Source organism: Streptomyces lancefieldiae (genome assembly GCF_031845825.1).
GTDB lineage: Bacteria > Actinomycetota > Actinomycetes > Streptomycetales > Streptomycetaceae > Streptomyces > Streptomyces lancefieldiae.
In genome coordinates this window covers 167763-191720 of record NZ_JAVRFH010000005.1, presented here as the reverse complement: position 1 = coordinate 191720, position 23958 = coordinate 167763, and the positions used below count along the sequence as shown (strand labels likewise).

Sequence of the window (23958 nt, the reverse complement as noted above, 5' to 3'; positions counted from 1 at the left end):
CGTCGCACGGAGGGCGCCCCTTCTCATGTGTCCGGCTCCGGGTCCGGAGCCCCGAGTTCTCACGTCCTGGGCGGCAGTGGTGGCCGTGAGCGGTCCGGCACGTCCTCGTAACCGGGCGGCGTGGCGGGCGGGTTGGTCTCCAGTAGCTCCAGGGCCAGTCGGACCGCGCGGTCCAGTACCGGGTAGCGGCCCTCGGCCCAGTCCAACGGGGTGCGCAGCGCCTCCACGTCGGGGTCGACGCCGTAGTTCTCCACGGACCAGCCGTAGGTGTCGAACCAGGCCGCGTTCATCGGCACCGTGATCACCGTGCCGTCGCCCAGGCGGTGCCGGCCGGTCATGCCGACCACCCCGCCCCAGGTGCGCTGCCCGACCACCGGGCCGAGGCGCAGCAGCCTGAACGCGGCCGTGATCATGTCACCGTCGGAGGACGTCGCCTCGTCCGCGACCGCCACGACCGGCCCGCGCGGGGCGTTGGAGGCGTACGACACCGGCTGGGCGTCGCGCGTGAGGTCCCAGCCCAGGATGGTGCGGGTCAGTTTCTCGACGACGAGTTCGCTGATGTGGCCGCCCGCGTTGCCGCGCACGTCCACGATCAGCGCGGGCCGGGAGACCTCCATGCGCAGGTCGCGGTTGAACTGCGCCCAGCCGGAGCCGCCCATGTCGGGGATGTGCAGGTAGCCGCACTTCCCGTCGCTCAACTGCCGCACCACCTCGCGGCGTTTGGTCACCCAGTCCTGGTAGCGCAGCGGCCGTTCGTCGACGAGCGGTACGACGGCGACCCGCCGGGCCGGCCCCGGCCCCGCCCCGCCGTCCGCCGACGCGAAGGTCAGCTCCACGGTCGTACCGCCCGCGCCCGCCAGCAGCGGGTACGGCCCGGTCACCGGATCCACCGGGCGGCCGTCCACGTGGGTCAGTACCGCTCCTTCGCGGATGCCCGTGCCGGCCAGCGGGGAGCGGGCCCTGGAGTCGGAGGAGTCTCCGGGCAGGATGCGCTTGACCAGCCACCGGCCGTCCCGGCAGGCGAAGTTGGCGCCGAGCAGGCCCTGCCAGCGCTGGTAGTGCGCCGGGCCCTCGTTGCGCCGGGCGGCGGCGACATAGGCGTGCGAGGTGCCCAGCTCGCCCAGGGCCTCGCGGAGCAGGTCGGCGAACTCGTCCGGGGAGGCGACGCGGTCGACCAGCGGGCGGTACTGCGCCAGCACCGCGTCCCAGTCGATGCCGCACATGCCGGGGTCCCAGAAGTAGGCGCGGGTCAGGCGGCCGGCCTCGTCGTAGGCCTGGCGCCACTCGGCGGCCGGGTCGACCTCGTGCAAGATGCGGCGCAGGTCGATCCAGGTGATGGAGTCCGCGTCACCCACCTCGGTCGCCGGCACCGCGCGCAGGTCGCCCTCGTCGAGCACGACGAGGCGGGTGGCGTCGCCGCTGACCCGGAACCAGTCGAGGTGGTCGACCAGTTCGGACTTCTTGGCCTTGGCGAGGTTGAAGTGCTCCAGCGTGGGCCGCTCGCTCGGGTCCGCCGGGTTGGCGAAGGTCTCGCCGAGCGCGCCGGAGATCGGCCAGCGCAGCCAGACCAGGCCGCCGCCCGCGACCGGGTGCAGCGCCGAGTACTTGGAGGCGGTGACCGGGAACGGCGTCACCCGGCTCTCCAGCCCCTCGACCTCGACGGTCACCGCGCCGCCCTCGCCGGGCTCGTCCTCCAGCGGGTCCAGTCCACCGGCGGCGGGGCGGCCCTCGGGGTTCAGTGCGAACGGGGACGGGGTCGCGGACGACAACGGCACCAGGTAGGGGCGGCAGCCCAGCGGGAAGGACAGGTCCCCGGTGTGCACGTCGTAGACCGGGTCGAAGCCGCGCCAGGACAGGAAGGCGAGGTAACGGCCGTCCCGGGTGAAGACCGGGTTCTCGTCCTCGAAGCGGCCGTTGGTGACGTCGATGACGACGGGCGCGTCCGGTCCGCCGATCCGGGCCATCTTGATCTGCCGGAGCGAGCGTCCGATGCCCGGGTGGGACCAGGTCAGCCACGCCCCGTCCGGGGAGAAGGCGAGGTCGCGCACGGGGCCGTTCACGGACCGGATCAGCTCGGTGACGTCACCTCCGGCGGTACCGGTGACACCCGCGTCCCCCACCGTGCCGGCACCTCCGGCGCCCCCGGCACCCTCTGCCGCGCTGCCGGTGCTGCCCGTGCGGTCCGTGTGGTCCGCGTTGCCCGTGCCGCCGCTGGTGTCCGTGCGGCCCGCGCTGCCCGTGCCGTCCGCGCGGTCCGGGCCGCCGGGGCCGTCCGTGCCGCCGGCGGCCGGTCCGGAACCGGCGTCGTCCGTGCCACCGGCGGCCGGTCCGGAACCGGCGTCGCCGTGCGGGACGCCTGCCTCCGGGACGTCGGGCGCCGGGCCGTTCCCCGCGGTGCCGGTGTCCGACGGGGCCGCCGCCTCGGCCGGACCTCCCGGGGCCACCGCGTCCGCCACGCCCCCCGCGCCCACCGCGTCCAGCGCCCGGGCGACCTCCGCGTCCCCCTCCGCGACGTCGAGCAGCAGCAGCCGCCCGTCGTGCGAGGCGACGGCGAGCCGCTCGCCCGCCGGGTCCGAGACCAGCTCCAGTACCCGGCCCAGTCTCCCGGAGGCCAGCCGCCGGGGCGCACGGCCCCCGGTCGCCCGCGGCAGGTGGGCGATCTCGACGGCGTCCTCGCCCTCCGCGTCCGTCACGTACGCGATCCGGCCGCTCGCCCCGAGCATCTCCGGCAGCCGCACCCGCACCCCCGGGGTGTCGGCGAGGGTGCGGGCCGGGCCGTCGCGGTGGGTGAGCCAGTACAGGCTGCCGCGTACGACGACGGCACTCGCGCGGCCCGTCTCGTCCACGGAGATGCCGCCGACGTTCTGGGCGGCCGGCACCTGGTACGTACGCCGTCCCGCGCGCGGCCCGCTCAGCCGGACGTCCAGCCGGCGCGGCGCCGAGCCGGACGAGAGGTCGTCGACGATCCACAGGTCGCCCGCGCACTGGTACACCACCCGCGTGCCGTCGCTCGCCGCGTGCCGGGCGTAGAAGGCGTCGTGGTCGGTGTGGCGGCGCAGGTCGGAGCCGTCGTGGGCGCACGAGTAGAGGTTGCCGACGCCCTCGTGGTCGGAGAGGAAGGCGATCCGGCCGCCGACGAACATGGGCGAGTCCAGGTGCCCGCCGATGTCGGGCAGGAGCCGTTGTCCGTGCAGCCACAGGCGGCCCGTGGCACCGCCCCGGTAGCGCTTCCAGGCGGCGGGCTCGTGCGGCGGGGTGCCGGTGAGGAGAAGGGTCCGGCGCTCCCCGTCGACATCGAGGGCCTGGATGTCGGCGACCGGCCCCCAGGGCAGCTTGCGGCCGGGGTCGCCGTCGGGGGTGACCTTGTAGGCCCAGGTGAGGTGGGAGAAGGGCTCACCGTGGGAGGCGACGGCGAGGATGGCGGTGCCGCCGTCGGGATCGGGCGGGGACCAGCCGCAGACCCGGGTGTCGAAGCCGCCCCAGTGGGTGAGCTGCCGTCCGGGACCGCCGTCCACCGGTACGAGGTGGACCTCCGGCACCAGACTTCGCCAGCTGGTGTACGCGATGTGGCGGCCGTCGGGCGAGAAGCGGGGGTGACCGGTCTTGGTGCGGTCGACGGTGAGCCGCCAGGCGCGGCCGGGACCGTCGAGGTCCGCGAGCCAGAGGTCGTCCTCGGCCACGAAGCACAGCTGGTCGCCACTGAGGTGCGGAAGGCGCAGATAGCTCACCCACCCCATGCTTTGCCCGGGTCCGGGACCCGGCAACTTATGCGTAGCCGACAACCGTGACCCAGGCCACGTACGAAACCGTTTCGTTTCGCTAAGGCGGGGGGTACATTCATCGTGTAGGAAACGGTGTTGGTCCGATGGATCCGATGAGTCCGGTGGATCCGGTGGAGCAGAAGAGAGAAGTGAGCGAGATGACCGAGGTCGCCACCGCGCGCCGCAGTCGGATCACTCCCGAACGCGAGGCCGAGCTGTACGGCGCCGTGCTCGACCTGCTCCGGGAAGTCGGCTACGACGCCCTCACCATGGACGCCGTGGCCGCCCGCACCCGGTCCAGCAAGGCGACGCTCTACCGCCAGTGGGGCGGCAAGGCCGAGCTGGTCGTCAAGGCCGTCCGGCACGACAAGCACGCCGAGATCGCCTCGATCGACACCGGCTCGCTCCGCGGCGACCTGCACGCCCTGGTGGCCCGCGAGGACGACTGCACGATGGAGCAGAACTCGGCGCTGATGCGGGGCCTGGCCATGGCACTCCATCAGAACCCGGACCTGCGTCAGGCGTTCCGGGAACAGCTCGTCGAACCGGAGTCGGCGGAGTTCGGGCGTCTGCTGCAACGCGCCGTGGACCGCGGTGAGATCAGAGCGGACTGCCCGGCGCTGGAATTCCTCGTGCACATGATGGTCGGCGGCGTCGCCACCCGCACGCTGCTCGACGACCAGCCGCCGACCAGGGACTTCCTCCTCTCCTACATCGACGCCGTGGTCCTCCCCGCCCTCGGCGTCTCCACCACCTCCTGATCCGTCCCCCCTCCCTCAGCTCCCCCCAGCCCCCACCCCTCCATCCGAGCCCCACCTGACGTCACCGCTCACGTCGTCGGGCTGATCACCCCTGCCCTGAAGAACCACGACCTGACCGGGAGTACGCCCTCGTGGCCACGTTCCTCTACAAACTCGGCCGGCTCGCCTTCCGCCGACGACACTTCGTCGCCCTGATATGGGTGGCCCTGCTGACGCTCGCGGGCGTCGGCGCGGCCAGCGCGCCGCCCGCCGGCACCACCTCCTTCTCCATCCCCGGCACCGAGGCCCAGAAGGCCTTCGACCTGCTGGAACAGCGCTTCCCGGGCCAGAGCGCCGACGGAGCGACCGCCCGTGTCGTCTTCAAGGCGCCGTCCGGCGAGAAGATGACGGACGCCGACAACAAGGCGGCCGTCGAGAAGACCGTCGGCGAACTGGCCGACGGCTCCGAGGTCGCCTCCGTCGCCGACCCGTACACCGGCAACGCCGTCAGCAAGGACGGCACGATCGCCTACGCGTCGGTGAAGTACGACGTCTCCGGCATGGAGCTGGAGGAGTCGACCAAGGATGCGCTGGAGGACGCCGCCCAGCAGGCGCGCGACGCCGGGCTGACCGTCGAGATCGGCGGTGACGCGCTCCAGGCCGTTCCGGAGACCGGTGCCACGGAGATCATCGGCATCGCGGTCGCCGCCGTGGTCCTCGTCATCACCTTCGGCTCGCTGGTCGCGGCCGGGCTGCCCCTCCTCACGGCCCTGATCGGCGTCGGCATCGGCGTCGCCTCGATCACGGCCCTCGCCGGCGCGCTCGAACTGGGCTCCACCACCTCCATCCTGGCGATGATGATCGGCCTCGCGGTCGGCATCGACTACGCCCTGTTCATCGTCTCCCGCTACCGCGCCGAACTCGCCGAGGGGCGGGAACGCGAGGAGGCCGCGGGCCGCGCGGTCGGCACCGCCGGCTCGGCGGTCGTCTTCGCCGGCCTCACGGTCGTCATCGCCCTGGTGGGCCTCGCGGTCGTCAACATCCCGATGCTGACCAAGATGGGCGTCGCGGCGGCGGGCACGGTCGCCATCGCCGTCCTGATCGCCCTGACGATGGTCCCCGCGCTGCTCGGCTACGCCGGCCGCAGGGTCAGGCCGGCCGGCGCGAAGGGCAGGCTCCTGGGCGGCCGCAAGGGCGCGGAGAAGAACGAGGGCGCGCCGGGCGAGGAGCGGCAGCCCAAGGCCAACCTGGGCACCCGCTGGGCGAGCTTCGTCGTGCGCCGCCCGCTGGCCGTCCTCCTCCTGGGCGTCGTCGGCCTCGGCGCCGCCGCGGTCCCCGCGGCCTCCCTGGAACTGGGCCTGCCCGACGACGGCTCCCAGCCGACGTCCACCACCCAGCGCCGGGCCTACGACCTGCTGTCGGAGGGCTTCGGCCCCGGCTTCAACGGCCCGCTGATGGTCGTGGTGGACGCCAAGGGCAGCGACGCGCCCAAGGAGGCGTTCACCGACGTCTCGAACGGGATCAAGGACCTCGAGGGCGTCGTGGCGGTGACCCCGCCGCAGCCCAACAAGGCCGGCGACACCGCGACGATCACCGTGATCCCGGACTCCAAGCCGTCCTCCGTCCAGACCGAGGACCTGGTGCACGCCATCCGTGACGCGGGCGGCGACATCAAGGCGGACACCGGAGCGGAGACCCTGGTCACCGGCTCGACGGCGATGAACATCGACGTCAGCCAGAAGCTGAACGACGCGCTGGTGCCCTACCTGGTCCTGGTCGTCGGCCTGGCCTTCCTCCTCCTGATCGTGGTCTTCCGATCGATCCTGGTCCCGCTGAAGGCGGCCCTCGGCTTCCTGCTCTCCGTCATGGCGGCGCTCGGCGCGGTCGTCGCGGTCTTCCAGTGGGGCTGGCTGTCCGGCCTGATGGGCGTCGAGGAGACCGGCCCGGTCATGTCGATGATGCCGATCTTCATGGTCGGCGTGGTCTTCGGCCTGGCCATGGACTACGAGGTCTTCCTGGTCACCCGCATGCGGGAGGCCTACGTCCACGGCGAGAAGCCGAACCAGGCGGTCGTCACCGGCTTCAAGCACGGCGCGAGGGTCGTCACGGCCGCGGCGGTCATCATGATGGCGGTCTTCGCGGGCTTCATCGGCTCCAGCGAGTCGATGGTCAAGATGATCGGCTTCGGCCTGGCGATCGCCGTCTTCTTCGACGCGTTCGTCGTCCGCATGGCCATCGTCCCGGCGGTCCTCGCCCTGCTCGGCAAGAAGGCCTGGTGGCTGCCGAAGTGGCTGGACCGCGCCCTGCCCAACGTGGACGTCGAGGGCGAGGGCCTGCGCACGGCCGGGGAGGGCAAGCACACCGACCCGGACGGGGACAGAGTGCCGGCCCACACCTGAGGCACACCCGGCAGACCAGCCGGTGAGGGCTCCGTGGGGACGGGGCGGCCCTCACCGGCTTCCCGCGTCGCGGCCACGCCACAACCAGTCGCCCGCCGGCCGCACGTACCGCTACGGTGCCCTCCATGGCGACGACCGACGACGCCTCCGGAACCCCCGCCGCCCACCCCCGTTTCGCCGAGGCCCTGCGCGCACTCGGCCTCGGTGACCTGGCCGGACGGGCCCGGCGCTTCCCGGAGGCCACCCGCACCGCCACCGAGGCCGCCGCCGCCCTCGGGTGCGAGCTGAGCCAGATCTGCAAGTCGCTCGTCTTCGCCGCCGACGGCGTCCCCGTACTGGTCCTGATGGACGGCGCCTCCCGCGTCGACGTGGAGCGGGTCCGGGAGGAGCTCGGCGCCGGGAAGGTCACGCGGGCCAAGGCCGACGTCGTACGGGAGACCACCGGGTACGCCATCGGAGGCGTGCCGCCCTTCGGGCACCGGACCAGGACCCGGGTGCTCGCCGACCGGTCCCTCCTCGCGCACGAGGTCGTCTGGGCCGCCGCCGGCACCCCGTACGCCGTCTTCCCGATGGAGCCGGGGGACCTCGTCGCCACCGCCGGCGCCGCACTCGTGGACGTGCGCGAGCGCCCCGCGTGACCCCCCTGGTCACCGCCGCCGTCCTGCTCGCCGCGGTGACGCACGCCGCCTGGAACGCCATCGCCCACCGGATCACGGACAAGCTGACCGGCTTCGCGCTGATATCCGGCGGCGGGATGCTCATCGGGCTCGCGCTGCTGCCGTTCACGGCGTTCCCGGCGGCCGGGGCGTGGCCGTACCTCCTCGTCTCCGCCGCCATCCACATCGCGTACTACGCCCTGCTGATGCGGTCCTTCCGGCTGGGCGACTTCGGCCAGGCCTACCCGCTCGCGCGCGGCTCCGCGCCCCTGCTCGTCACCGTCCTCGCCGCCGTCTTCGCGCACGAGGTGCCGGACGGATGGGCGACCGGCGGCGTCCTGCTGTCCTGTGCGGGCCTGACCGGCGTCGCCCTGTGGGGACTGCGCGGGCGCCGGCCCGACTGGGCGGCGATCGGCGCGGCCCTGGCTACCGGGGTGACCATCGCGGCGTACACCGTCGTCGACGGACTGGGCGTGCGCGCCTCCGGCTCCTCCCTCGGGTACATCGCCTGGCTGATGGCGGTGCAGGGGACGGTGCTCCCGGCGTACTTCCTGTACCGCCACCGCGCCGGAGCCTGGGCGCTGCTGCGCCCGCGGGCCGGGCTGGGGCTGGCCGGCGCGGCCTTGTCCGTCACCGCGTACGCGCTGGTGCTGTGGGCGCAGACCCGCGCCGAACTCGCGCCGATCGCCGCGCTGCGCGAGTCCTCGATCCTGGTCGGCGCGGCGATAGGAGCCCTCTTCTTCAAGGAGCGGTTCGGCGCGCCCCGGATCGCGGCGGCGGGTCTCCTCGTCGTCGGGATCGGGCTGATGCTGCACACGGGACAGCCGGGATAGTGCGTGCGGCGGCTGCGGGGGGCACCCTGGAAACAGGTATTCCGGAGGTGAACGTCATGATGCACACCGCAGTGGGATGGCATGTCGAGCTGGAGTTCCTGGAGGACGACCAGCACACCCGGGCGGTCGCGATGGTACGGCTACCGGACGGCACCGAGGTCCGCGGCCACGGCCACGCCAGCCGCCACCGCGTCGACGCCCACCAGCCCAGGGTCGGCGAGGAGGTCGCCGGCGCCCGGGCGTTGAACGAGCTGGCGATGCAGCTGCTCACCAAGGCGCACGACGAGATCGACACGGCGTCGGGGAGGACCTCCCACCCGATCCACGTCTGAGAGGAGCGCTCAGCCCGCGCCCAGCGACGCCCGCACCGCCCGCACCAGCGCCTGCGCCCGCGGGTCCGCCGTCACGGTCTTGCGGAAGCCGTTGGTGACATAGCCGAAGGCGAGGCCCGCCTCGGGGTCGGCGAAGCCGAGGGACCCACCGCGGCCCGGGTGGCCGAAGGAGCCGGGGGACAGGAACGGGGACGCGCTGCCGTGCAGCATGTAACCGAGCCCGAAGCGGGTGTTGACGACGAGGACGCGGTCCGGGCCCGCCGACTCCTCGGCCCGCGCCCGGCGCGTGGTGGCCGGGTCGAACAGCCGGGTGCGCCCGGTCACGCCGTCGGCCTCGCCGATCAGCGCCGCGTAGAACCGGGCCAGCCCGTCCGCCGTCGCGATGCCGTTGGTCGCGGGCAGGGCCGAGGCGCGGTACGCCGGGTCGTTCTGGTCCGGGAACGGCGTGATCGCGGCGAAGGCGCGGCGGGTGAGGGAGGCCGGGTCCTCGTAGGCCTCGGTGACGGAGCGCTTGGGGCGCAGGCGCGGACCGCCCGACGGCTCGGGTCCCTCGACGCGCCCGACCCGTCCGGCCCGGCCCGCCGCCTCCTCCGCGGCCGGCAGCCCCAGCCACAGGTCCAGCCCCAGCGGCCGGGCGATCTCCTCGGCGATCCACTCGCCCGTGCTCCGCCCGCCCGTCACCCTGCGGACCAGTTCGTCGAGCAGCCAGCCGTACGTCAGCGCGTGGTAGCCGTGGTCGGTGCCCGGCTCCCAGACGGGTGCCTGGGCGGCGACGGCCTCGGGGCCCCGCAGCGGGTCGAGGGCCTCCTCGGGAGTGAGCGGGCGGTCCAGGACCGGCAGCCCGGCCCGGTGGTTCAGCACGTGCCGGACCCGCACCTGTTCCTTGCCGTGCGCCTTGAACTCGGGCCAGTACTCGCCCACCGGCGCGTCCAGGTCCAGCTCCCCGCGCTGGTGCAGCAGCAGCGGTACGGCGGCGGCGACGCCCTTGGTCGCCGAGCGCACGACCTGGGCGGTGCCCCGGCGCCACGGCTCGGCACCGTTCGCGCCGGCCGTGTCGGCTGTGCCGTCGACGTGCTTGGTCCCGCCCCACAGGTCGACGACCTTGCGTCCGTCCCGGTAGACGGCGACCGCCGCTCCCCGGTCCCCGAGCGCCGCGAAGTTGCGTGCGAACGCGTCCCTCACCGGTTCGAAGCCCTCGGCCACCGTGCCGTGCACGTCCACGTCCGCGTCCACCTCTGCACGTCCCTTCCGCTCGCCTGTGACAGTGGGTGCAACCGCCACCGGCCGCCTGCGATTCCTCACCCGCCCGTCGTCACCGACCGCGGGTCGAAGCCGAAGGGGAGCTCCAGGCGGTGGGCGCGCATCAGCTCCTCGTCGGAGAGCAGGGCACCGGTCGGGCCGTCCGCCGCGATCACGCCGTCGCTCAGGATCAGGGCGCGGGGGCACAGTTCCAGCGCGTACGGCAGGTCGTGGGTGACCATCAGGACCGTGACGTCGAGGGAGCGCAGGATGTCGGCGAGCTCCCGGCGGGAGGCGGGGTCGAGGTTGGAGGAGGGCTCGTCCAGGACCAGGATCTCCGGCTCCATGGCGAGCACGGTCGCCACCGCGACCCGGCGCCGCTGACCGAAGGACAGGTGGTGCGGGGGGCGGTCCTTGAACTCGGCCATGCCGACCAGGCCCAGCGCCCGGTCCACGCGCTCCTCCAGTTCCGGTCCCTTCAGCCCGGCCGCCGCCGGTCCGAAGGCCACGTCCTCACGCACGGTCGGCATGAAGAGCTGGTCGTCGGGGTCCTGGAAGACGATGCCGACCCGGCGCCGGACCTCCGCCATGTTTCGCTTGTCCACGGGCAGCCCGGCGACCGTGACCGTGCCGGTGCCGCCGGTCAGGATGCCGTTGAGGTGCAGGACCAGGGTCGTCTTGCCCGCGCCGTTCGGGCCGAGCAGCGCGACCCGCTCGCCGCGGGCGACGGAGAAGTCCACGCCGAAGAGGGCCTGGTGCCCGTCGGGGTAGGCGAAGGCGAGGCCGGACACGTCGAGGGAGGCGGGGGAGTCGGGGGACGCCGGGAAGTCGGGGGACGCGGGGGAGGGAGTCACGCCGTCCATCCCAGCAGACAGACGACCAGCGCCGCACACGGGAGGGCCAGCGCGTACGACCACTGCGCCCGGGACGCGGTCACCTCGTCGATCACCGGCATGGAACCGGCGTATCCCCGGCTGACCATGGCCAGGTGGACGCGCTCGCCGCGCTCGTAGGAGCGGATGAAGAGGGCTCCGGCGGACTTGGCGAGCACCCCCCAGTGCCGGACGCCCTTCGCCTCGAAGCCCCGTGACTGACGGGCGATCCGCATCCGGCGCATCTCGTCCGTGATCACATCGCCGTACCGGATCATGAACGAGGCGATCTGCACCAGCAGCGGCGGGAGCTTCAGCCGCTGCAGGCCGAGCAGCAGTTCGCGCAGCTCGGTGGTGGCGGCGAGCAGGACGGAGGCGGCGACGCCCAGCGTGCCCTTGGCCAGCACGTTCCAGGCGCCCCACAGGCCGTTGACGCTCAGCGACAGGCCGAGCACCTCGACCCGCTCGCCCTCCGCCACGAACGGCATCAGCACCGCGAACGCGACGAACGGCACCTCGATCAGCAGCCGCTTGAGGAGGAAGCCGGCCGGGACGCGGGCCGCGTAGGCCACCGCCGCGAGCAGCAGTGCGTAGACGCCGAAGGCCCACATCGCCTCGCGCGGGGTCGACACCACGACGACCACGAAGGCGAAGACCGCGGCGAGTTTGGTGTGCGGCGGCAGGCCGTGCACGGGGGAGTGTCCGTGCCGGTAGAGCCGGTGTGCGTGCCCTGCGCCCATGTCAGACGCCCGTGTCCGTGGGGGTGCTCGTGGGGGACGTGTCGTCGTCGCGCCGCCTGCGCACCGTCCAGAACACCGCGCTGCCCGCGACGACCGTGACGCCGACGCCGATCACGCCCGCGAGGCCGCCGGAGACGCGGGCGTCGGTGATGTCCTCGACGCCGTAGTCGGCGAGCGGGGAGTCGGCGCTCGCGTGCTCCTCGGCCTTCTCGTCGATGCCCTTGTCGGCGGCGACCTTCTCCAGGCCGTCGGGGTCGGCGGAGGCGTAGAAGCTGACGAAACCGGCCAGGAGCAGCGAGGTGACCAGGCCGGTGATCCACAGCGTGCGGTGCGAGCGGGCGGCGGCGGGCGCGGGCGCCGGTTCGGCGGCGGGCGCGTCGACGAGTGCGCCGTTCACCCGCAGCTTCAGCCGCTGCCGGAGCCCGCGCGCGCCGTACACCAGGTCCGGGCGTACGGCGATGACGGCGCCGACGGTCAGCGCGGTGATCGCGGCCTCGCCGACGCCGATCAGCACGTGCACGCCGACCATCGCGGTGGCGACCTTGCCGATGGAGACGTCGGTGGTGCCACCGATCCAGTACAGGAGCGTGAAGGCGAGGGCGGCGGCCGGGACGGAGACGAGCGCGGCGACGAAGGAGGCGACGGTGACCGAGCGGCGGGTGCGCGGCAGGACCTTCACCAGGCCCCGGAAGAGGGCGTAGGCGACGACCGTGGTGACGATCGCCATGTCGGTGATGTTCACGCCGAGCGCGGTCAGGCCGCCGTCGGCGAAGAGGATGCCCTGCATGAGCAGGACGACGGAGACGCACAGGATCCCTGTGTAGGGGCCCACGAGTATCGCGGCGAGGGCACCGCCGAGCAGGTGCCCGCTGGTGCCCGCGGCGACGGGGAAGTTCAGCATCTGCACCGCGAAGATGAACGCCGCGACCAGGCCCGCCAGGGGCGCGGTCCGCTCGTCCAGTTCGCGGCGTGCGCCGCGCAGGCCGACCGCGATGGCGCCCGCGGCCACGACTCCGGTCACGGCGGAGGTCGGGGCGTCGATGAATCCGTCAGGTACGTGCACGAGTCGATGATAGGGACCAGTTGCAAACTCTTTGCAAGAGCGAGGTAAAGGCTGATCTCACACCCGACATGCGGCCCGAAGGGCGCGAACCGGGAAATGTGGGACATTGGAGTGGGGGCGGACGCACGGCTTTCGCAGAGGTGGCAGAGCGCAAGGGGCGATCCGATGTCCGTAGTCGAACAGTACGCACGAGCCCACATCCTGACGGACTCGGACCTTCCGGACGAGGACGACGGCGGAGCCATACCGGTCGTACTGCGCTACGACCCCGACGGCGATCCACGGTCGGTGTGCGTCGGCCTGCCCTCGCGGGGGCGGCGTCACGGCTCCCGCGAATGGACCTTCGCCCGGGCCCTGCTGGAGCAGGGACTCCGGGCACCGGCCGGGGCCGGCGCGGTGCGGGTGTGGCCGTGCGGGCGGGTGCAGGCCGTCGTCGAGTTCCACTCCCCGCAGGGCTGCTCGGTGGTCCAGTTCGACACCAAGGCGCTCATACGGTTCCTGCGCCGGACGTACACGGCCACGGCGACGGTCACGGCCACGGCGGAACCGGTGTCGCACTGATCCCACGGGCGTGCGGGGTGCCGCCCGGTCAGCCGGCCGCCTTCAGCAGTGCCGCCACGATCGGGCCCGCGCTGTCGGCACCGTGGCCGCCCTGCTGCACCACGCCCGCCGCGGCCAGGTCGCCCCGGTACGCGGTGAACCAGCCGTCGGGCTGCTCCTGGCCGTCGACCTCCGCCGAGCCGGTCTTCGCGCCGGCGTCCCCGCCCACCCCGGCCATCGCCTCCGCCGCGGTGCCGTGCGCCGCCGTGTAGGACATCAGCTGCCGCAGCTGCGCGAGCGTGGACGCGGACATCGTGCGGGAGGCCGTGGCGAGCCGCCGGCCGTCGACCGACGGGGCGACCAGGTACGGCTGGTGGAAGCTGCCCGACCTCACGGTCGCCGCCACGGACGCCATGTTCAGCGGGCTCATCCGCACCCCGCCCTGGCCGATGAGGGCGGCGGCCATCTGCGCCTCGCTCTGCACCGGCACGGCGCCGTCGAAGGTGGGCACACCGACCGACCAGTTGTTCATCGACAGGCCGAACACCTCCTTCGCCTGCTTGGCCAGGTCGTCGTCCTCCAGCTCGGGGGCCTGGCTGATGAAGGCGGTGTTGCAGGAGCGGGCGAAGCTCGCCCTGAAGGTGCCGTCCTTGATCTCGAACTCGTCGTCGTTCTGGAACTTCCAGCCGCCGTAGCTGAAGTACTTCGGGCACGGGTGCTTCCCGTCGATCGACGCCAGCTTCTTGTCGAGCAGCACCGAGGCGGTGATGACCTTCATGGTGGAGCCGGGGGCCAGCGAGCCCTGGAAGGCGGTGTTGAAGCCGTGGCCGCCGTTGGCGACGGCGAGGATCTCACCGGTGGACGCGCGCAGCAGGACCACCGACGCCCGCGCCTGGCCGGCCACCTGCTTCTCGGCGGCGTCCTGGAGGCCGGGGTCCAGGGTCGTCCGCACGGTGCCCGGCGCGCCCTCGCTCAGCTCCAGCAGGGTCTTGTCGGAGGCCTTGGCCGCCTTGGACTCCTTGCCGCGCACCACGCGCAGCTCGACGCCCGGCCTGCCGCCGGCCTTCTTGCCGTACCCCTCGCGCAGCCCGTCCAGGACGGTGCCCAGCGACGGGTACTTCGCGGCGGTGAGCTCCCCGCCGCCCCGGTCCAGCGCCTTGACCGGCGGGGTTCCGGCCTCCCCGGTGACGAGCCTGTCGCCGTCCTTCAGCTCGGGATGGACGACGGTGGCGTGCCAGCCGACGCGCGGCTCGCCGTCGCCCGCCCGGCGGACGACGGTCAGGGCGCTGTCGTACGCCAGCGGCTCGGCGGTCTCCTCGTAGGAGACGGTGCCCTTCACGGAGAACGGGACCGTGGCGCCGGCCGGGGTGCCCGCGGTGAGCTTGACGTCCTTGACCCGGGCGTCCTTGGTGTAGCCGGTGAGCAGGGCCTCGGCGGCCTCGGCGTCGTCGGTCGCGGCGGCGGCCGCCGCGACGTCGCCCTTCTGCCAGGCCGTGAGGAACCGTTGGGCCGTCGCGGTGACCTCGGTCGCCGAAAGGGGGCCCGACTCCACCTTCTCCGCCGCGGCCGTCCGCGCTCCCTCCTCGACCGCGGCCCCGCCGCCGTACAGCGTGTAGGCACCGAATCCGGCGCCGGCCACGACCACGGCTGCCACGCCGGTGACCACGGCGGGACCCGTCTTCCGCCGCTCGGCGGCGGCCTTTCTGCTGCCCACTGCGTTCCCGTTCCTCCGCGCTGCCCGTCACTTCCCGGGCCGGCGGTGCCCTCGTCGCTGCACGCTTCCAACGATGGCGCCCACCCTAGGGCTGTCCGGCCATCCCCGCCTGCCTCGCGGCGCGCCCTCCGGTCGGACGACGGGCAGGGTCGGACGGGATGGTCGGACGGGAATGGCCGGACAGGCCCTGGGGTCTCCCGCTCCGCCCGGCTGTCCGGATTCAGCCACCCGCCCGCAGCACGTCCGCCACGATCGGGCCGGCCGCGTCACCGCCGTGGCCGCCCTCCTCGACCATGGCCGCCGCCGAGACGTCGTTCCGGAAGCCGGTGAACCAGCTGTCGGACGTGGACTTCCCGTCGACCTCGGCCGACCCGGTCTTCGCGCCGATGTCGCCGCCGAGCCCGGACATGGCCTCCTGCGCGGTGCCCTGGGTGGCGGTGAGCCGCATCATCTGCTTGAGCTGGGCGGCGGTGCCCTGCGGCAGGCCCTTGGCGGTGGCCGGCTTCCGGTCGTCCAGGTCGAACGGGACCAGGTACGGCTGGCGGAACTCGCCGGTGATGGCCGTCGCCGTCACCGAGGCCATGTTCAGCGGGTTCATCTGCACCTGCCCCTGGCCGATGGCGTTGGCCGCGCGGTCCGGGCCGCCGGACGCGGGGACGCGGCCGTCGAAGGAGATGATGCCGGTCTGCCAGTTGTCCCCCTTGAGCCCGAAGCGCTCCTCGGCCTCCGTCGTCAGCGAGGCGTCCGTCAGCGGGTCCTCGTCGATGAGCTTGATGAAGCCCGTGTTGCAGGACCGCAGGAAGGTGTTGGCGAGCGTGGCGCTCTCGTTGGGCTCCATGCCGGTGATGTTCTTGAAGGCCTGGCTCTGCCAGACCGCCGTGGCCGGGCAGGGAGCCGGGCCGTTCATCGAGGTCACGCCGTTGTCGATGAGCATCGCGGCGGTGATGATCTTCATGGTGGAGCCGGGGGCGACCCGTCCCTCGAAGGCCGCGTTGAAGCCGTCCGCGCGGTTGTTCGCCACGGCCAGCACCTCGCCGCTGCTCGGTTTGACGGCGACCACCGAGGACTCGCCGTACCGCTTCACCGCCTTCTCGGCCGCCGCCTGGACGCCGGCGCTGAGCGTCGTCTCCAGCTTGCCGGGCTTGCCCTCGGTCACGGTCAGCAACGGCGTGTCGGGGGTGTTGGCGGTCGTGTGCCGGACGGCCAGCTCGACGCCGGGCGTGCCGCCCGCCTTGTCGCCGTACTTCTCGCGCAGCGTGGCGAGGACCGGTGCGAGCGAGGGGTACTTCTCCTTCGTCAGCACGGTGCCGTCGCGGTCGACGGCCTGGATCTGCGGGGTCGCCGACTCCTCGGTGACCAGTGTGTCGCCGTCCTTCAACCGGGGATGGACGACGGACGGCTTCCAGTCGACCAGTGCGCGCCCGGTCGTCTCGCCGCGCACCACCGTCAGCCGGCTCTCGTAGGTCAGCGGCTTGGTCGTGCCCTCGTACGACACCTTCGCCTTCACGGTGAACGGCACGGTGGCGCCGGTCGCCGTGCCGGGCGTGATCTCGACGCCCGTGATGTGGGCGCCCTCGCCGTAGGCCGTCAGGAGGGTCCCGGCGGTCGCGGCGTTGTTGGTGAGCGACGCCGCCGTGGTCGCGTCGCCCTTCTCCCAGGCCGCGAAGAACTTCTCCGACGTCTCCCCGATCTCGTCGCCGCTCGGCGGCCCGCTCCTGGGCGACCCCCCGGAGCCCCCGTCGCCGTCGAGCGCCGACACGACGTTGTAGGCGCCGTACCCCGCCCCGCCCACCATCACGGCGAACACGCCGCCTATGACGGCGACCTTCACCCCCCTGCCCATCGGCAGTCCCCTCCCGGCCGGATGCCCGTCAGAGCTTCCGCCCGCCCTCTTGAACGCGTTCAGAACTAGTGTGGTTGCACTCTATGTGCACGGCGTGACCGTCGGTACGGATGTTTCCGGATGGTGGCCGAACGGAGACCCGTCGGCGTGCTCAGACCCAGGTATCCAGCCACATCCGCGACCGCCAGTCGTCCATCGGGATCGCCGTACCGGTGTACAGCGGCCAGAAGTAGATGAAGTTCCAGGCGATCAGCAGCACCAGGACGCCCGCGGCCGTCGCCCCCGCGACCCGCCGGGTGTCGCCGCAGCCCGGCCGACCCACGATCGCCCCCAGCAGCATCGCCACCGCCAGGCACAGGAACGGCAGGAAGACGACGGCGTAGAAGAGGAAGATCGTGCGCTCCTGGTACAGGAACCAGGGCAGGTAGCCGGCCGCGAGGCCGCAGGCGATGGCGCCCGCGCGCCAGTCGCGGCGGAAGACCCAGCGCCACAGGACGTACAGCAGCGCGAAGCAGCCCACCCACCACAGCAGCGGCGTGCCCAGCGCCAGCACCTCGCGGGCGCACTTCTCGCCCGCGTCGGCCGGGCAGCCGTCCGAGCCGGGCGACGGCGACTCGTAGAAGTAGGAGACCGGGCGGCCCAGGACGATCCAGCTCCAGGGGTTGGACTGGTACGTGTGCGGCGAGGTGAGGTGGGTGTGGAACTCCAGCACCTGCGTCTCGTAGTGCCACAGGCTGCGCCACCAGTCGGGGAAGAGCCAGGACCAGGCGCTGTCCTTGCCGTCGGTCGCCGCCCAGTTGCGGTAGTAGCCGCCGGTGCCGTCGGTGGCCGAGAAGATCCACCCGGCCCAGGACCAGAGGTAGGTGATGAGCGCGACCGGCACCGTCGCCAGGAACGCCCAGCCCAGGTCGTACTTCAGCACCGCCAGACGCGGCCTGCGGGCGCCCGCCACCCGTCGGGCGCCGACGTCCCACAGCACGGTCATCACGCAGAAGGCCGCCATGATGTACAGGCCGTTCCACTTGGTGGCGAGGGCGAGGCCCATCATCAGGCCCGCCGCCCAGCGCCACGGCCGCCACCCGATGCGCAGGGTCCCGGCGATGTGCGCGTCGGGCCGGACCCGGCCGTCGGCGTCCACCGGCAGCGCGGCGGCGAGTTTCCCGCGGGCCCGGTCGCGGTCGACGACCAGGCAGCCGAACGCGGCCAGCACGAAGAACATCAGCACGCTGTCCAGCAGCGCGGTGCGGCTCATCACGAAGTGCAGCCCGTCCACCGCCATCAGCGCGCCCGCCAGGCACCCGAGGAACGTGGAGCGGAACAGCCGGCGCCCGATCCGGCACAGCAGCAGCACCGACAGCGTGCCCAGCAGGGCCGTCATGAACCGCCAGCCGAACGGATCGAACCCGAACAGCAGCTCGCCCAGCCCGATGACGTACTTGCCGACCGGCGGATGCACGACGTACGCCGCGTCCGTGGGGATCGGGACGTCACCGCCCGAGTTCAGGATCAGGTCGTTGGCGTCCTTGTCCCAGTTGACCTCGAAACCGCGGTGGATCAGCGCCCACGCGTCCTTGGCGTAGTACGTCTCGTCGAATATCACCGCCTTCGGGCTGCCCAGGTTCCAGAACCGCAGCACGCCCGCGAGCAGCGCCACCAGCAGCGGTCCGCCCCAGGCCGACCAGCGCACGGTCCGGTCGGCGAGCGGCTTCGACAGGCCGAGGAAGACCCACAGCCGCGGACCGGGGCGCGTGTACGGGGGCACCAGCCGGTCGCGGACGTCGTCCGCCGCGGGCCCCACCGTGTGGCCGAAGCGGCTCAGCCGCTGCTGCCAGGTGGACCGCCGGTCGTGCGGGGCCTGGTCCTGCCGGGTGTCCGTGGAGGACGCGGTACTGGTCACCGCGCCATCGTAGGGAACCGTGCTGTGCACGTCCCGCGCATGCCCCGGAGCGGTCCGGGTGCGTCCTGGTCCGTCGGTCCCGGGGGGGTCTGGTCGAGTCCTGGTTCGTCGGTCCCGGAGGGGTCTGGTCGAGTCCTGGTTCGTCGGTCCCGGGGGGGGGGGTCTGGTCGAGTCCTGGTTCGTCGGTCCCGGGGGGGGGTCTGGTCGAGTCCTGGTTCGTCGGTCCCGGAGGGGGGTCTGGTCGAGTCCTGGTTCGTCGGTCCCGGAGGGGTCCGGTCGGGTCCCGGTCCGTCGCCCCGGAGCGGTCCGGATGCGTCCCCGTCCGCCGCCCCCGGGACGACGCCCTTCCGCGGGGACGCACTCCCGGGAGGACGTCCGTCCGCGTCCTGGGAGGATGGGGGCGTGACTGGAACCCTTGTACTGGCGGGCACCCCCATCGGCGACGTCCAGGACGCCCCGCCCCGGCTCGCCGCGGAACTGGCCGGCGCGGACGTCGTCGCCGCCGAGGACACCCGGCGGCTGCGTCGGCTCACCCAGGCGCTCGGCGTCACGCCCAAGGGGCGCGTCGTGTCGTACTTCGAGGGCAACGAGTCCGCCCGCACGCCCGAGCTGGTCGAGGAGCTGGTGGGCGGGGCACGCGTGCTGCTGGTGACCGACGCCGGGATGCCGTCCGTGTCCGACCCCGGCTACCGGCTGGTCGCCGCCGCCGTCGAACGGGAGGTCCGCGTCACCGCCGTGCCCGGCCCGTCCGCCGTGCTCACCGCGCTCGCCCTGTCCGGGCTGCCGGTCGACCGGTTCTGCTTCGAGGGCTTCCTCCCGCGCAAGGCCGGCGAGCGGCTGAGCCGGCTGCGCGAGGTGGCCGGGGAGCGCCGGACCCTCGTCTACTTCGAGGCCCCGCACCGCCTCGACGACACCCTCGCCGCCATGGCCGAGGTCTTCGGCACCGACCGCCGCGCCGCCGTCTGCCGGGAGCTGACCAAGACCTACGAGGAGGTCAGGCGCGGAGGACTGGGCGAGCTGGCCGCGTGGGCCGCCGAGGGCGTGCGCGGTGAGATCACCGTCGTCGTCGAGGGCGCCCCGGACAAGGGCCCCGGGGAGGTCGGCGCCGAGGAACTGGTGCGCAGGGTGCGGGTGCGCGAGGAGGCCGGGGAGCGGCGCAAGGAAGCGATCGCCGCGGTCGCCGCCGAGGTGGGCGTGCCCAAGCGGGAGGTGTTCGACGCGGTGGTCGCCGCGAAGAACGCGGGAGCCTGAGAGCGGTCCGATCCGGCCACGCTTGACTCGTTCCTGACCTCCCGGCCCCTCGGCCAAGGGCACCCCAAATCGGCCCAAACACTCGACAGATCCGGTGCTTTCCCGCTGGTGGAGGAGTCCACTGAGGCAAGGAACAGCGAGCGAACCGGAGGAGCCGGGATGAGCATTGGTGAGAGCGGAACACGGGCCGGACTGCGCGCCGGGGCCACCGCCGTCGTCCACGAGTCGTACTCGTTCGCCTGCATGCGCTGCGGGCACGGCTGGGAGCAGTCCTTCGCGATAGAGCACCACAAGGACGCCGACGGCCACGAGTTCGTGCTCTACGTCACGGACGGCCGCATCGTGCCCTCCCCGCTCACCCGGCCGACCTGCGCCAACTGCGACAACCACGTCGTACGGATCATGCGGCCCGGCCGGGTCGCCTCGGTGCGCGGCGCCGCGCACGGCCTCCACCGGGTGCCGCCGGCCGGCCCCCTGGAGGTGCCGCAGGTGCCCCGGACGTCGTCAGGCCCCTCCGCGCGCCGGCACCGGCACCTGGGCGACCTCCTGCACGCCCTCCACCTCCACCGCAGGGCGGGCTGACCGCGCGGGGAGCCGACCGCGCGGGGACCCGCGGGACCTTTCGTAGGATCGGGGCATGCCTTCGAACACCTCGGGCCGCTCCGACAAGAACGACGCGCCGCCGCTCCCCGCACCCCTCCGGGTGCCGGTAGCCGACTCGCACACCCACCTCGACATGCAGTCGGGCACGGTGGAGGAGGGCCTCGCCAAGGCCGCGTCGGTCGGTGTCACCACGGTCGTGCAGGTCGGCTGCGACCTCGCCGGCTCCCGCTGGGCGGCCGAGACGGCGGCGGCGTACGACGCCGTCCACGCCACCGTCGCCCTGCACCCCAACGAGGCGCCGCGCATCGTCCACGGAGACCCCGACGGCTGGTCGAGGCAGGGCGCCCGGCAGCCCGGCGGGGACGCGGCGCTCGACGACGCCCTCGCCGAGATCGACCGGCTGGCGGCGCTGCCCCAGGTCAAGGGCGTCGGCGAGACGGGACTGGACTACTTCCGCACCGGCCCCGAGGGCAAGGAGGCGCAGGAGAGGTCCTTCCGCGCCCACATCGAGATCGCCAAGCGGCACGGCAAGACCCTGGTCATCCATGACCGCGACGCCCACACCGACGTCCTGCGCGTCCTCAAGGAGGAGGGCGCCCCCGAGCGCACCGTCTTCCACTGCTACTCCGGCGACGCGGAGATGGCCGAGATCTGCGCCCGTGCCGGGTACTACATGTCCTTCGCCGGCAACGTCACCTTCAAGAACGCCCAGAACCTGCGCGACGCCCTCGCCGTGGCCCCCCTCGAGCTGGTCCTGGTGGAGACCGACGCGCCGTTCCTGACACCGGCGCCCTACCGGGGCCGGCCCAACGCCCCCTACCTGGTACCGGTCACGGTGCGCGCCATGGCAGACGTGCGCGGCATCGACGAGGACGCCCTGGCGACGGCACTGGCGGCGAACACGGCCCGCGCCTTCGGCTACTGACCCGAGAACCGTCACGGTCGGCAGCCGGGGGGCGGCCCCGCGCACGACCCCGGCCGACCCGCGCCCGCCCCCGGCTACCCTTGCGGAGTGAGCAGCCCCACCCCAGACGCCCTCCTGGGCCCCGCCGACGTCCGTGAACTCGCGGCAGCCCTCGGCGTACGCCCCACCAAGCAGCGCGGCCAGAACTTCGTGATCGACGCGAACACGGTCCGCCGTATCGTCCGCACCGCCGAGGTACGCCCCGACGACGTGGTGGTCGAGGTGGGACCGGGTCTCGGCTCGCTCACCCTGGCCCTGCTGGAGGTCGCCGACCGGGTCACCGCCGTCGAGATCGACGACGTCCTCGCCGGCGCCCTGCCCGCCACCGTCGCCGCCCGCATGCCGGGCCGCGCCGACCGGTTCGCGCTCGTCCACTCCGACGCGATGCACGTGACCGAGCTGCCGGGCCCCGCCCCGACCGCGCTGGTCGCCAACCTGCCGTACAACGTGGCCGTGCCCGTCCTCCTGCACATGCTCGACACCTTCCCGAGCATCGAGCGCACCCTCGTCATGGTCCAGGCCGAGGTCGCCGACCGCCTCGCCGCCGGACCCGGCTCGAAGGTGTACGGCGTGCCCTCCGTGAAGGCCAACTGGTACGCCGAGGTCAGGCGGGCCGGTGCCATCGGCCGCAACGTTTTCTGGCCCGCGCCGAACGTCGACAGCGGACTGGTGTCACTCGTCCGGCGCACCGAGCCGCTCAGGACCACCGCCTCCAAGCGCGAGGTCTTCGCCGTCGTCGACGCCGCCTTCGCCCAGCGCCGCAAGACCCTGCGGGCCGCCCTCGCCGGGTGGGCCGGGTCCGCGGCGGCGGCCGAGGCGGCCCTCGTCGCCGCGGGCGTGTCGCCGCAGGCGCGCGGTGAGGCGCTGACCGTGGAAGAGTTCGCGCGTATCGCCGAACACAAGGAGTGACGAGCAAGTGAGCGTGACGGTCCGCGTCCCCGCCAAGGTCAACGTCCAGCTCGCGGTCGGCGCCGCCCGCCCCGACGGCTTCCACGACCTGGCCAACGTCTTCCTCGCGGTCTCCCTCTACGACGAGATCACCGCGACCCCCTCACCGCAGGGCCTGCGCGTCACCTGCGAGGGCCCGGACGCCGACCAGGTCCCGCTGGACCGCACCAACCTGGCGGCACGCGCCGCCCTCGCCCTCGCCGAGCGCTACGGCCGTGAGCCCGACGTCCACCTGCACATCGCCAAGGACATCCCCGTCGCCGGCGGCATGGCGGGCGGCAGCGCGGACGGCGCGGGCGCGCTGGTCGCCTGCGACGCCCTGTGGGGCACCGGCGCCTCCCGTGACGAGCTGCTCGCGATCTGCGCCGAGCTGGGCAGCGACGTGCCGTTCAGCCTGGTCGGCGGGGCGGCGCTGGGCACCGGGCGGGGCGAGAAGCTGAGGGAGCTGGAGGTGGGCGGCGACTTCCACTGGGTGTTCGCGAGGGCCGCGCGGGGACTGTCCACGCCGGCCGTCTTCCGCGAGTTCGACCGGCTGGGGGAGGGCCTGGACATTCCGGAGCCGGTCGCCGACCAGGCGGTGCTGGACGCCCTCGCCAAGGGTGACCCGGCCGCGCTCGCCGTCGCCGTCACCAACGACCTCCAGCCCGCGGCGCTCTCCCTCTTCCCCGAGCTGGGCGACACCCTCGCGGCAGGGCGGGCGGCGGGGGCGCTGGCGGCGCTGGTCTCGGGGTCGGGCCCGACGACGGCCTTCCTCGCACCGGACGCCCGCTCCGCGTCCGACATCGCCGGGGTACTGCGGGCTTCGGGGACGTGCCGCGACGTGCGTACGGCGTCGGGGGCGGTGGCGGGGGCGTCGGTGGTCTGAGAGGGCTACTGCCTGCCGAGCGCCGAGAGATCGATGCCGATGGCGTAGGGCTTGTCGACCTTGATGACGTCTCGATGCAGGCCCATGTGTACGTAGGCCTTGCTCACCGGGTCGAGTTCGTAGACGTGGATGAGGAGCCCGCCTTTGGTCCCTTCCCGTTCAACGCGCCAGAAGCTCGGAATGCCGGCGGCAGCGTATTTGTGAGGCTTTGTGGTGCGGTCGCGAGACTCGGATTCCGGGGACACGACCTCGACGGCGAGGAGGACGTCCTCGGCCCGGAAGCTGGTCTGATCCAATCCGGTGACCGCGTCGGCGCGCACCACACTGATGTCGGGCTCGGGTCCGTTGCGCTCGTCCAGGAGAACGGTCATCTCGCGTTCGACACTGAGTCCGGCCGCCAGCGAGCTGCGCAGTCCGTTGAACAGCAGGTCGATGGCCAGGTAGTGGAAACGGCGCTGCGGACTCACGAAAACCAGGCTCCCGTCGATCAACTCTGTGTGCGGCGGGAGATCCGGCAGCGTGGACAGGTCGTCCACGGTGTATCCGTCCTGCGGCGGCACCGGCCACTGGACGCGGCGCTCTACGGACTCGGCGGTCATGGTTCCTCCCATACGCGGGATCCTGCTGCCTGCTCCCCACCGTAGCCGCGCGGTCCGACATACGTCACCACAAAGAGTGACGAACCCCTTCCGCGTCAC

The 23958-nt window shown here is 73.1% G+C and carries 20 protein-coding genes; 11 read left to right on the top strand and 9 right to left on the bottom strand.

Going from position 1 to position 23958, the window contains the following annotated elements; translation table 11 throughout:
• Window positions 1-59: 59 nt before the first annotated feature.
• The gene (locus RM812_RS07255) at window positions 60-3737 is read right to left on the bottom strand and encodes a S41 family peptidase (protein ID WP_394816427.1); all 3678 of its coding nucleotides are present in this window, start codon (window positions 3735-3737) and stop codon (window positions 60-62) included.
• A 182-nt stretch (window positions 3738-3919) separates the two neighbouring features.
• On the opposite strand from RM812_RS07255, the gene RM812_RS07250 reads away from it, so the two are divergent.
• From RM812_RS07250 to RM812_RS07230, 5 genes are all read left to right on the top strand, one after another.
• A complete protein-coding gene (locus RM812_RS07250) occupies window positions 3920-4522 on the top strand; it encodes a TetR/AcrR family transcriptional regulator (RefSeq protein ID WP_311571625.1) in 603 nt (200 codons plus the stop codon).
• Window positions 4523-4653: 131 nt separating this feature from the next.
• Window positions 4654-6900, top strand: coding sequence for an MMPL family transporter (locus tag RM812_RS07245; RefSeq protein WP_311571565.1), 2247 nt, complete (start codon window positions 4654-4656; stop codon window positions 6898-6900).
• A gap of 125 nt (window positions 6901-7025) precedes the next feature.
• On the top strand, window positions 7026-7538 hold the full coding sequence (locus RM812_RS07240; protein ID WP_311571564.1) for a YbaK/EbsC family protein: 513 nt from the start codon (window positions 7026-7028) through the stop codon (window positions 7536-7538).
• A complete protein-coding gene (locus tag RM812_RS07235; protein ID WP_311571563.1) occupies window positions 7535-8389 on the top strand; it encodes a DMT family transporter in 855 nt (284 codons plus the stop codon). Before RM812_RS07240 ends, RM812_RS07235 begins: the two co-directional genes overlap by 4 nt.
• A 56-nt stretch (window positions 8390-8445) precedes the next feature.
• A complete protein-coding gene (locus RM812_RS07230) occupies window positions 8446-8721 on the top strand; it encodes a DUF1876 domain-containing protein (RefSeq protein ID WP_311571562.1) in 276 nt (91 codons plus the stop codon).
• A gap of 9 nt (window positions 8722-8730) precedes the next feature.
• Here the strand turns inward: RM812_RS07230 and RM812_RS07225 are convergent, their stop codons facing one another.
• The 4 genes from RM812_RS07225 to RM812_RS07210 form a co-directional block, all read right to left on the bottom strand.
• The gene (locus tag RM812_RS07225) at window positions 8731-9942 is read right to left on the bottom strand and encodes a serine hydrolase domain-containing protein (protein WP_311571624.1); all 1212 of its coding nucleotides are present in this window, start codon (window positions 9940-9942) and stop codon (window positions 8731-8733) included.
• A gap of 77 nt (window positions 9943-10019) precedes the next feature.
• Window positions 10020-10823, bottom strand: a complete 804-nt coding sequence (locus tag RM812_RS07220) for an energy-coupling factor ABC transporter ATP-binding protein (RefSeq protein WP_311571561.1) — start codon at window positions 10821-10823, stop codon at window positions 10020-10022.
• The gene (gene cbiQ / locus RM812_RS07215) at window positions 10811-11572 is read right to left on the bottom strand and encodes a cobalt ECF transporter T component CbiQ (protein WP_311571560.1); all 762 of its coding nucleotides are present in this window, start codon (window positions 11570-11572) and stop codon (window positions 10811-10813) included. Before cbiQ ends, RM812_RS07220 begins: the two co-directional genes overlap by 13 nt.
• A gap of 1 nt (window position 11573) precedes the next feature.
• Window positions 11574-12635 (bottom strand): energy-coupling factor ABC transporter permease, encoded by a 1062-nt coding sequence (locus tag RM812_RS07210; RefSeq protein ID WP_311571559.1) that lies wholly within the window; start codon window positions 12633-12635, stop codon window positions 11574-11576.
• Between the two features lie 165 nt (window positions 12636-12800).
• Here RM812_RS07210 and RM812_RS07205 point away from each other — a divergent pair, with 165 nt between their 5' ends.
• Window positions 12801-13196 (top strand): SsgA family sporulation/cell division regulator, encoded by a 396-nt coding sequence (locus RM812_RS07205; RefSeq protein WP_311571558.1) that lies wholly within the window; start codon window positions 12801-12803, stop codon window positions 13194-13196.
• A gap of 28 nt (window positions 13197-13224) precedes the next feature.
• Here the strand turns inward: RM812_RS07205 and RM812_RS07200 are convergent, their stop codons facing one another.
• From RM812_RS07200 to RM812_RS07190, 3 genes are all read right to left on the bottom strand, one after another.
• On the bottom strand, window positions 13225-14889 hold the full coding sequence (locus RM812_RS07200; RefSeq protein ID WP_311571557.1) for a penicillin-binding transpeptidase domain-containing protein: 1665 nt from the start codon (window positions 14887-14889) through the stop codon (window positions 13225-13227).
• Between the two features lie 220 nt (window positions 14890-15109).
• Entirely contained in the window at window positions 15110-16732 is a 1623-nt protein-coding gene (locus RM812_RS07195) for a penicillin-binding transpeptidase domain-containing protein (protein ID WP_311571556.1), read from the bottom strand.
• Between the two features lie 151 nt (window positions 16733-16883).
• Window positions 16884-18629 (bottom strand): dolichyl-phosphate-mannose--protein mannosyltransferase, encoded by a 1746-nt coding sequence (locus RM812_RS07190; RefSeq protein WP_311571555.1) that lies wholly within the window; start codon window positions 18627-18629, stop codon window positions 16884-16886.
• 402 nt (window positions 18630-19031) lie between these two features.
• On the opposite strand from RM812_RS07190, the gene rsmI reads away from it, so the two are divergent.
• The 5 genes from rsmI (at window position 19032) to RM812_RS07165 (ending at window position 23260) form a co-directional block, all read left to right on the top strand.
• A complete protein-coding gene (gene rsmI, locus RM812_RS07185) occupies window positions 19032-19880 on the top strand; it encodes a 16S rRNA (cytidine(1402)-2'-O)-methyltransferase (protein WP_311571554.1) in 849 nt (282 codons plus the stop codon).
• A 159-nt stretch (window positions 19881-20039) separates the two neighbouring features.
• Complete coding sequence (locus RM812_RS07180) at window positions 20040-20462, top strand: hypothetical protein (RefSeq protein ID WP_311571553.1); 423 nt, start codon at window positions 20040-20042, stop codon at window positions 20460-20462.
• A gap of 55 nt (window positions 20463-20517) precedes the next feature.
• A complete protein-coding gene (locus RM812_RS07175) occupies window positions 20518-21408 on the top strand; it encodes a TatD family hydrolase (RefSeq protein ID WP_311571552.1) in 891 nt (296 codons plus the stop codon).
• Window positions 21409-21495: 87 nt separating this feature from the next.
• Window positions 21496-22356 (top strand): 16S rRNA (adenine(1518)-N(6)/adenine(1519)-N(6))-dimethyltransferase RsmA, encoded by an 861-nt coding sequence (gene rsmA / locus RM812_RS07170; RefSeq protein ID WP_311571551.1) that lies wholly within the window; start codon window positions 21496-21498, stop codon window positions 22354-22356.
• 7 nt (window positions 22357-22363) lie between these two features.
• Entirely contained in the window at window positions 22364-23260 is an 897-nt protein-coding gene (locus RM812_RS07165; protein ID WP_311571550.1) for a 4-(cytidine 5'-diphospho)-2-C-methyl-D-erythritol kinase, read from the top strand.
• Window positions 23261-23265: 5 nt separating this feature from the next.
• Here RM812_RS07165 and RM812_RS07160 read toward each other — a convergent pair whose 3' ends face one another.
• Window positions 23266-23859, bottom strand: coding sequence for a Uma2 family endonuclease (locus tag RM812_RS07160; RefSeq protein WP_311571549.1), 594 nt, complete (start codon window positions 23857-23859; stop codon window positions 23266-23268).
• Window positions 23860-23958 lie beyond the last annotated feature (99 nt).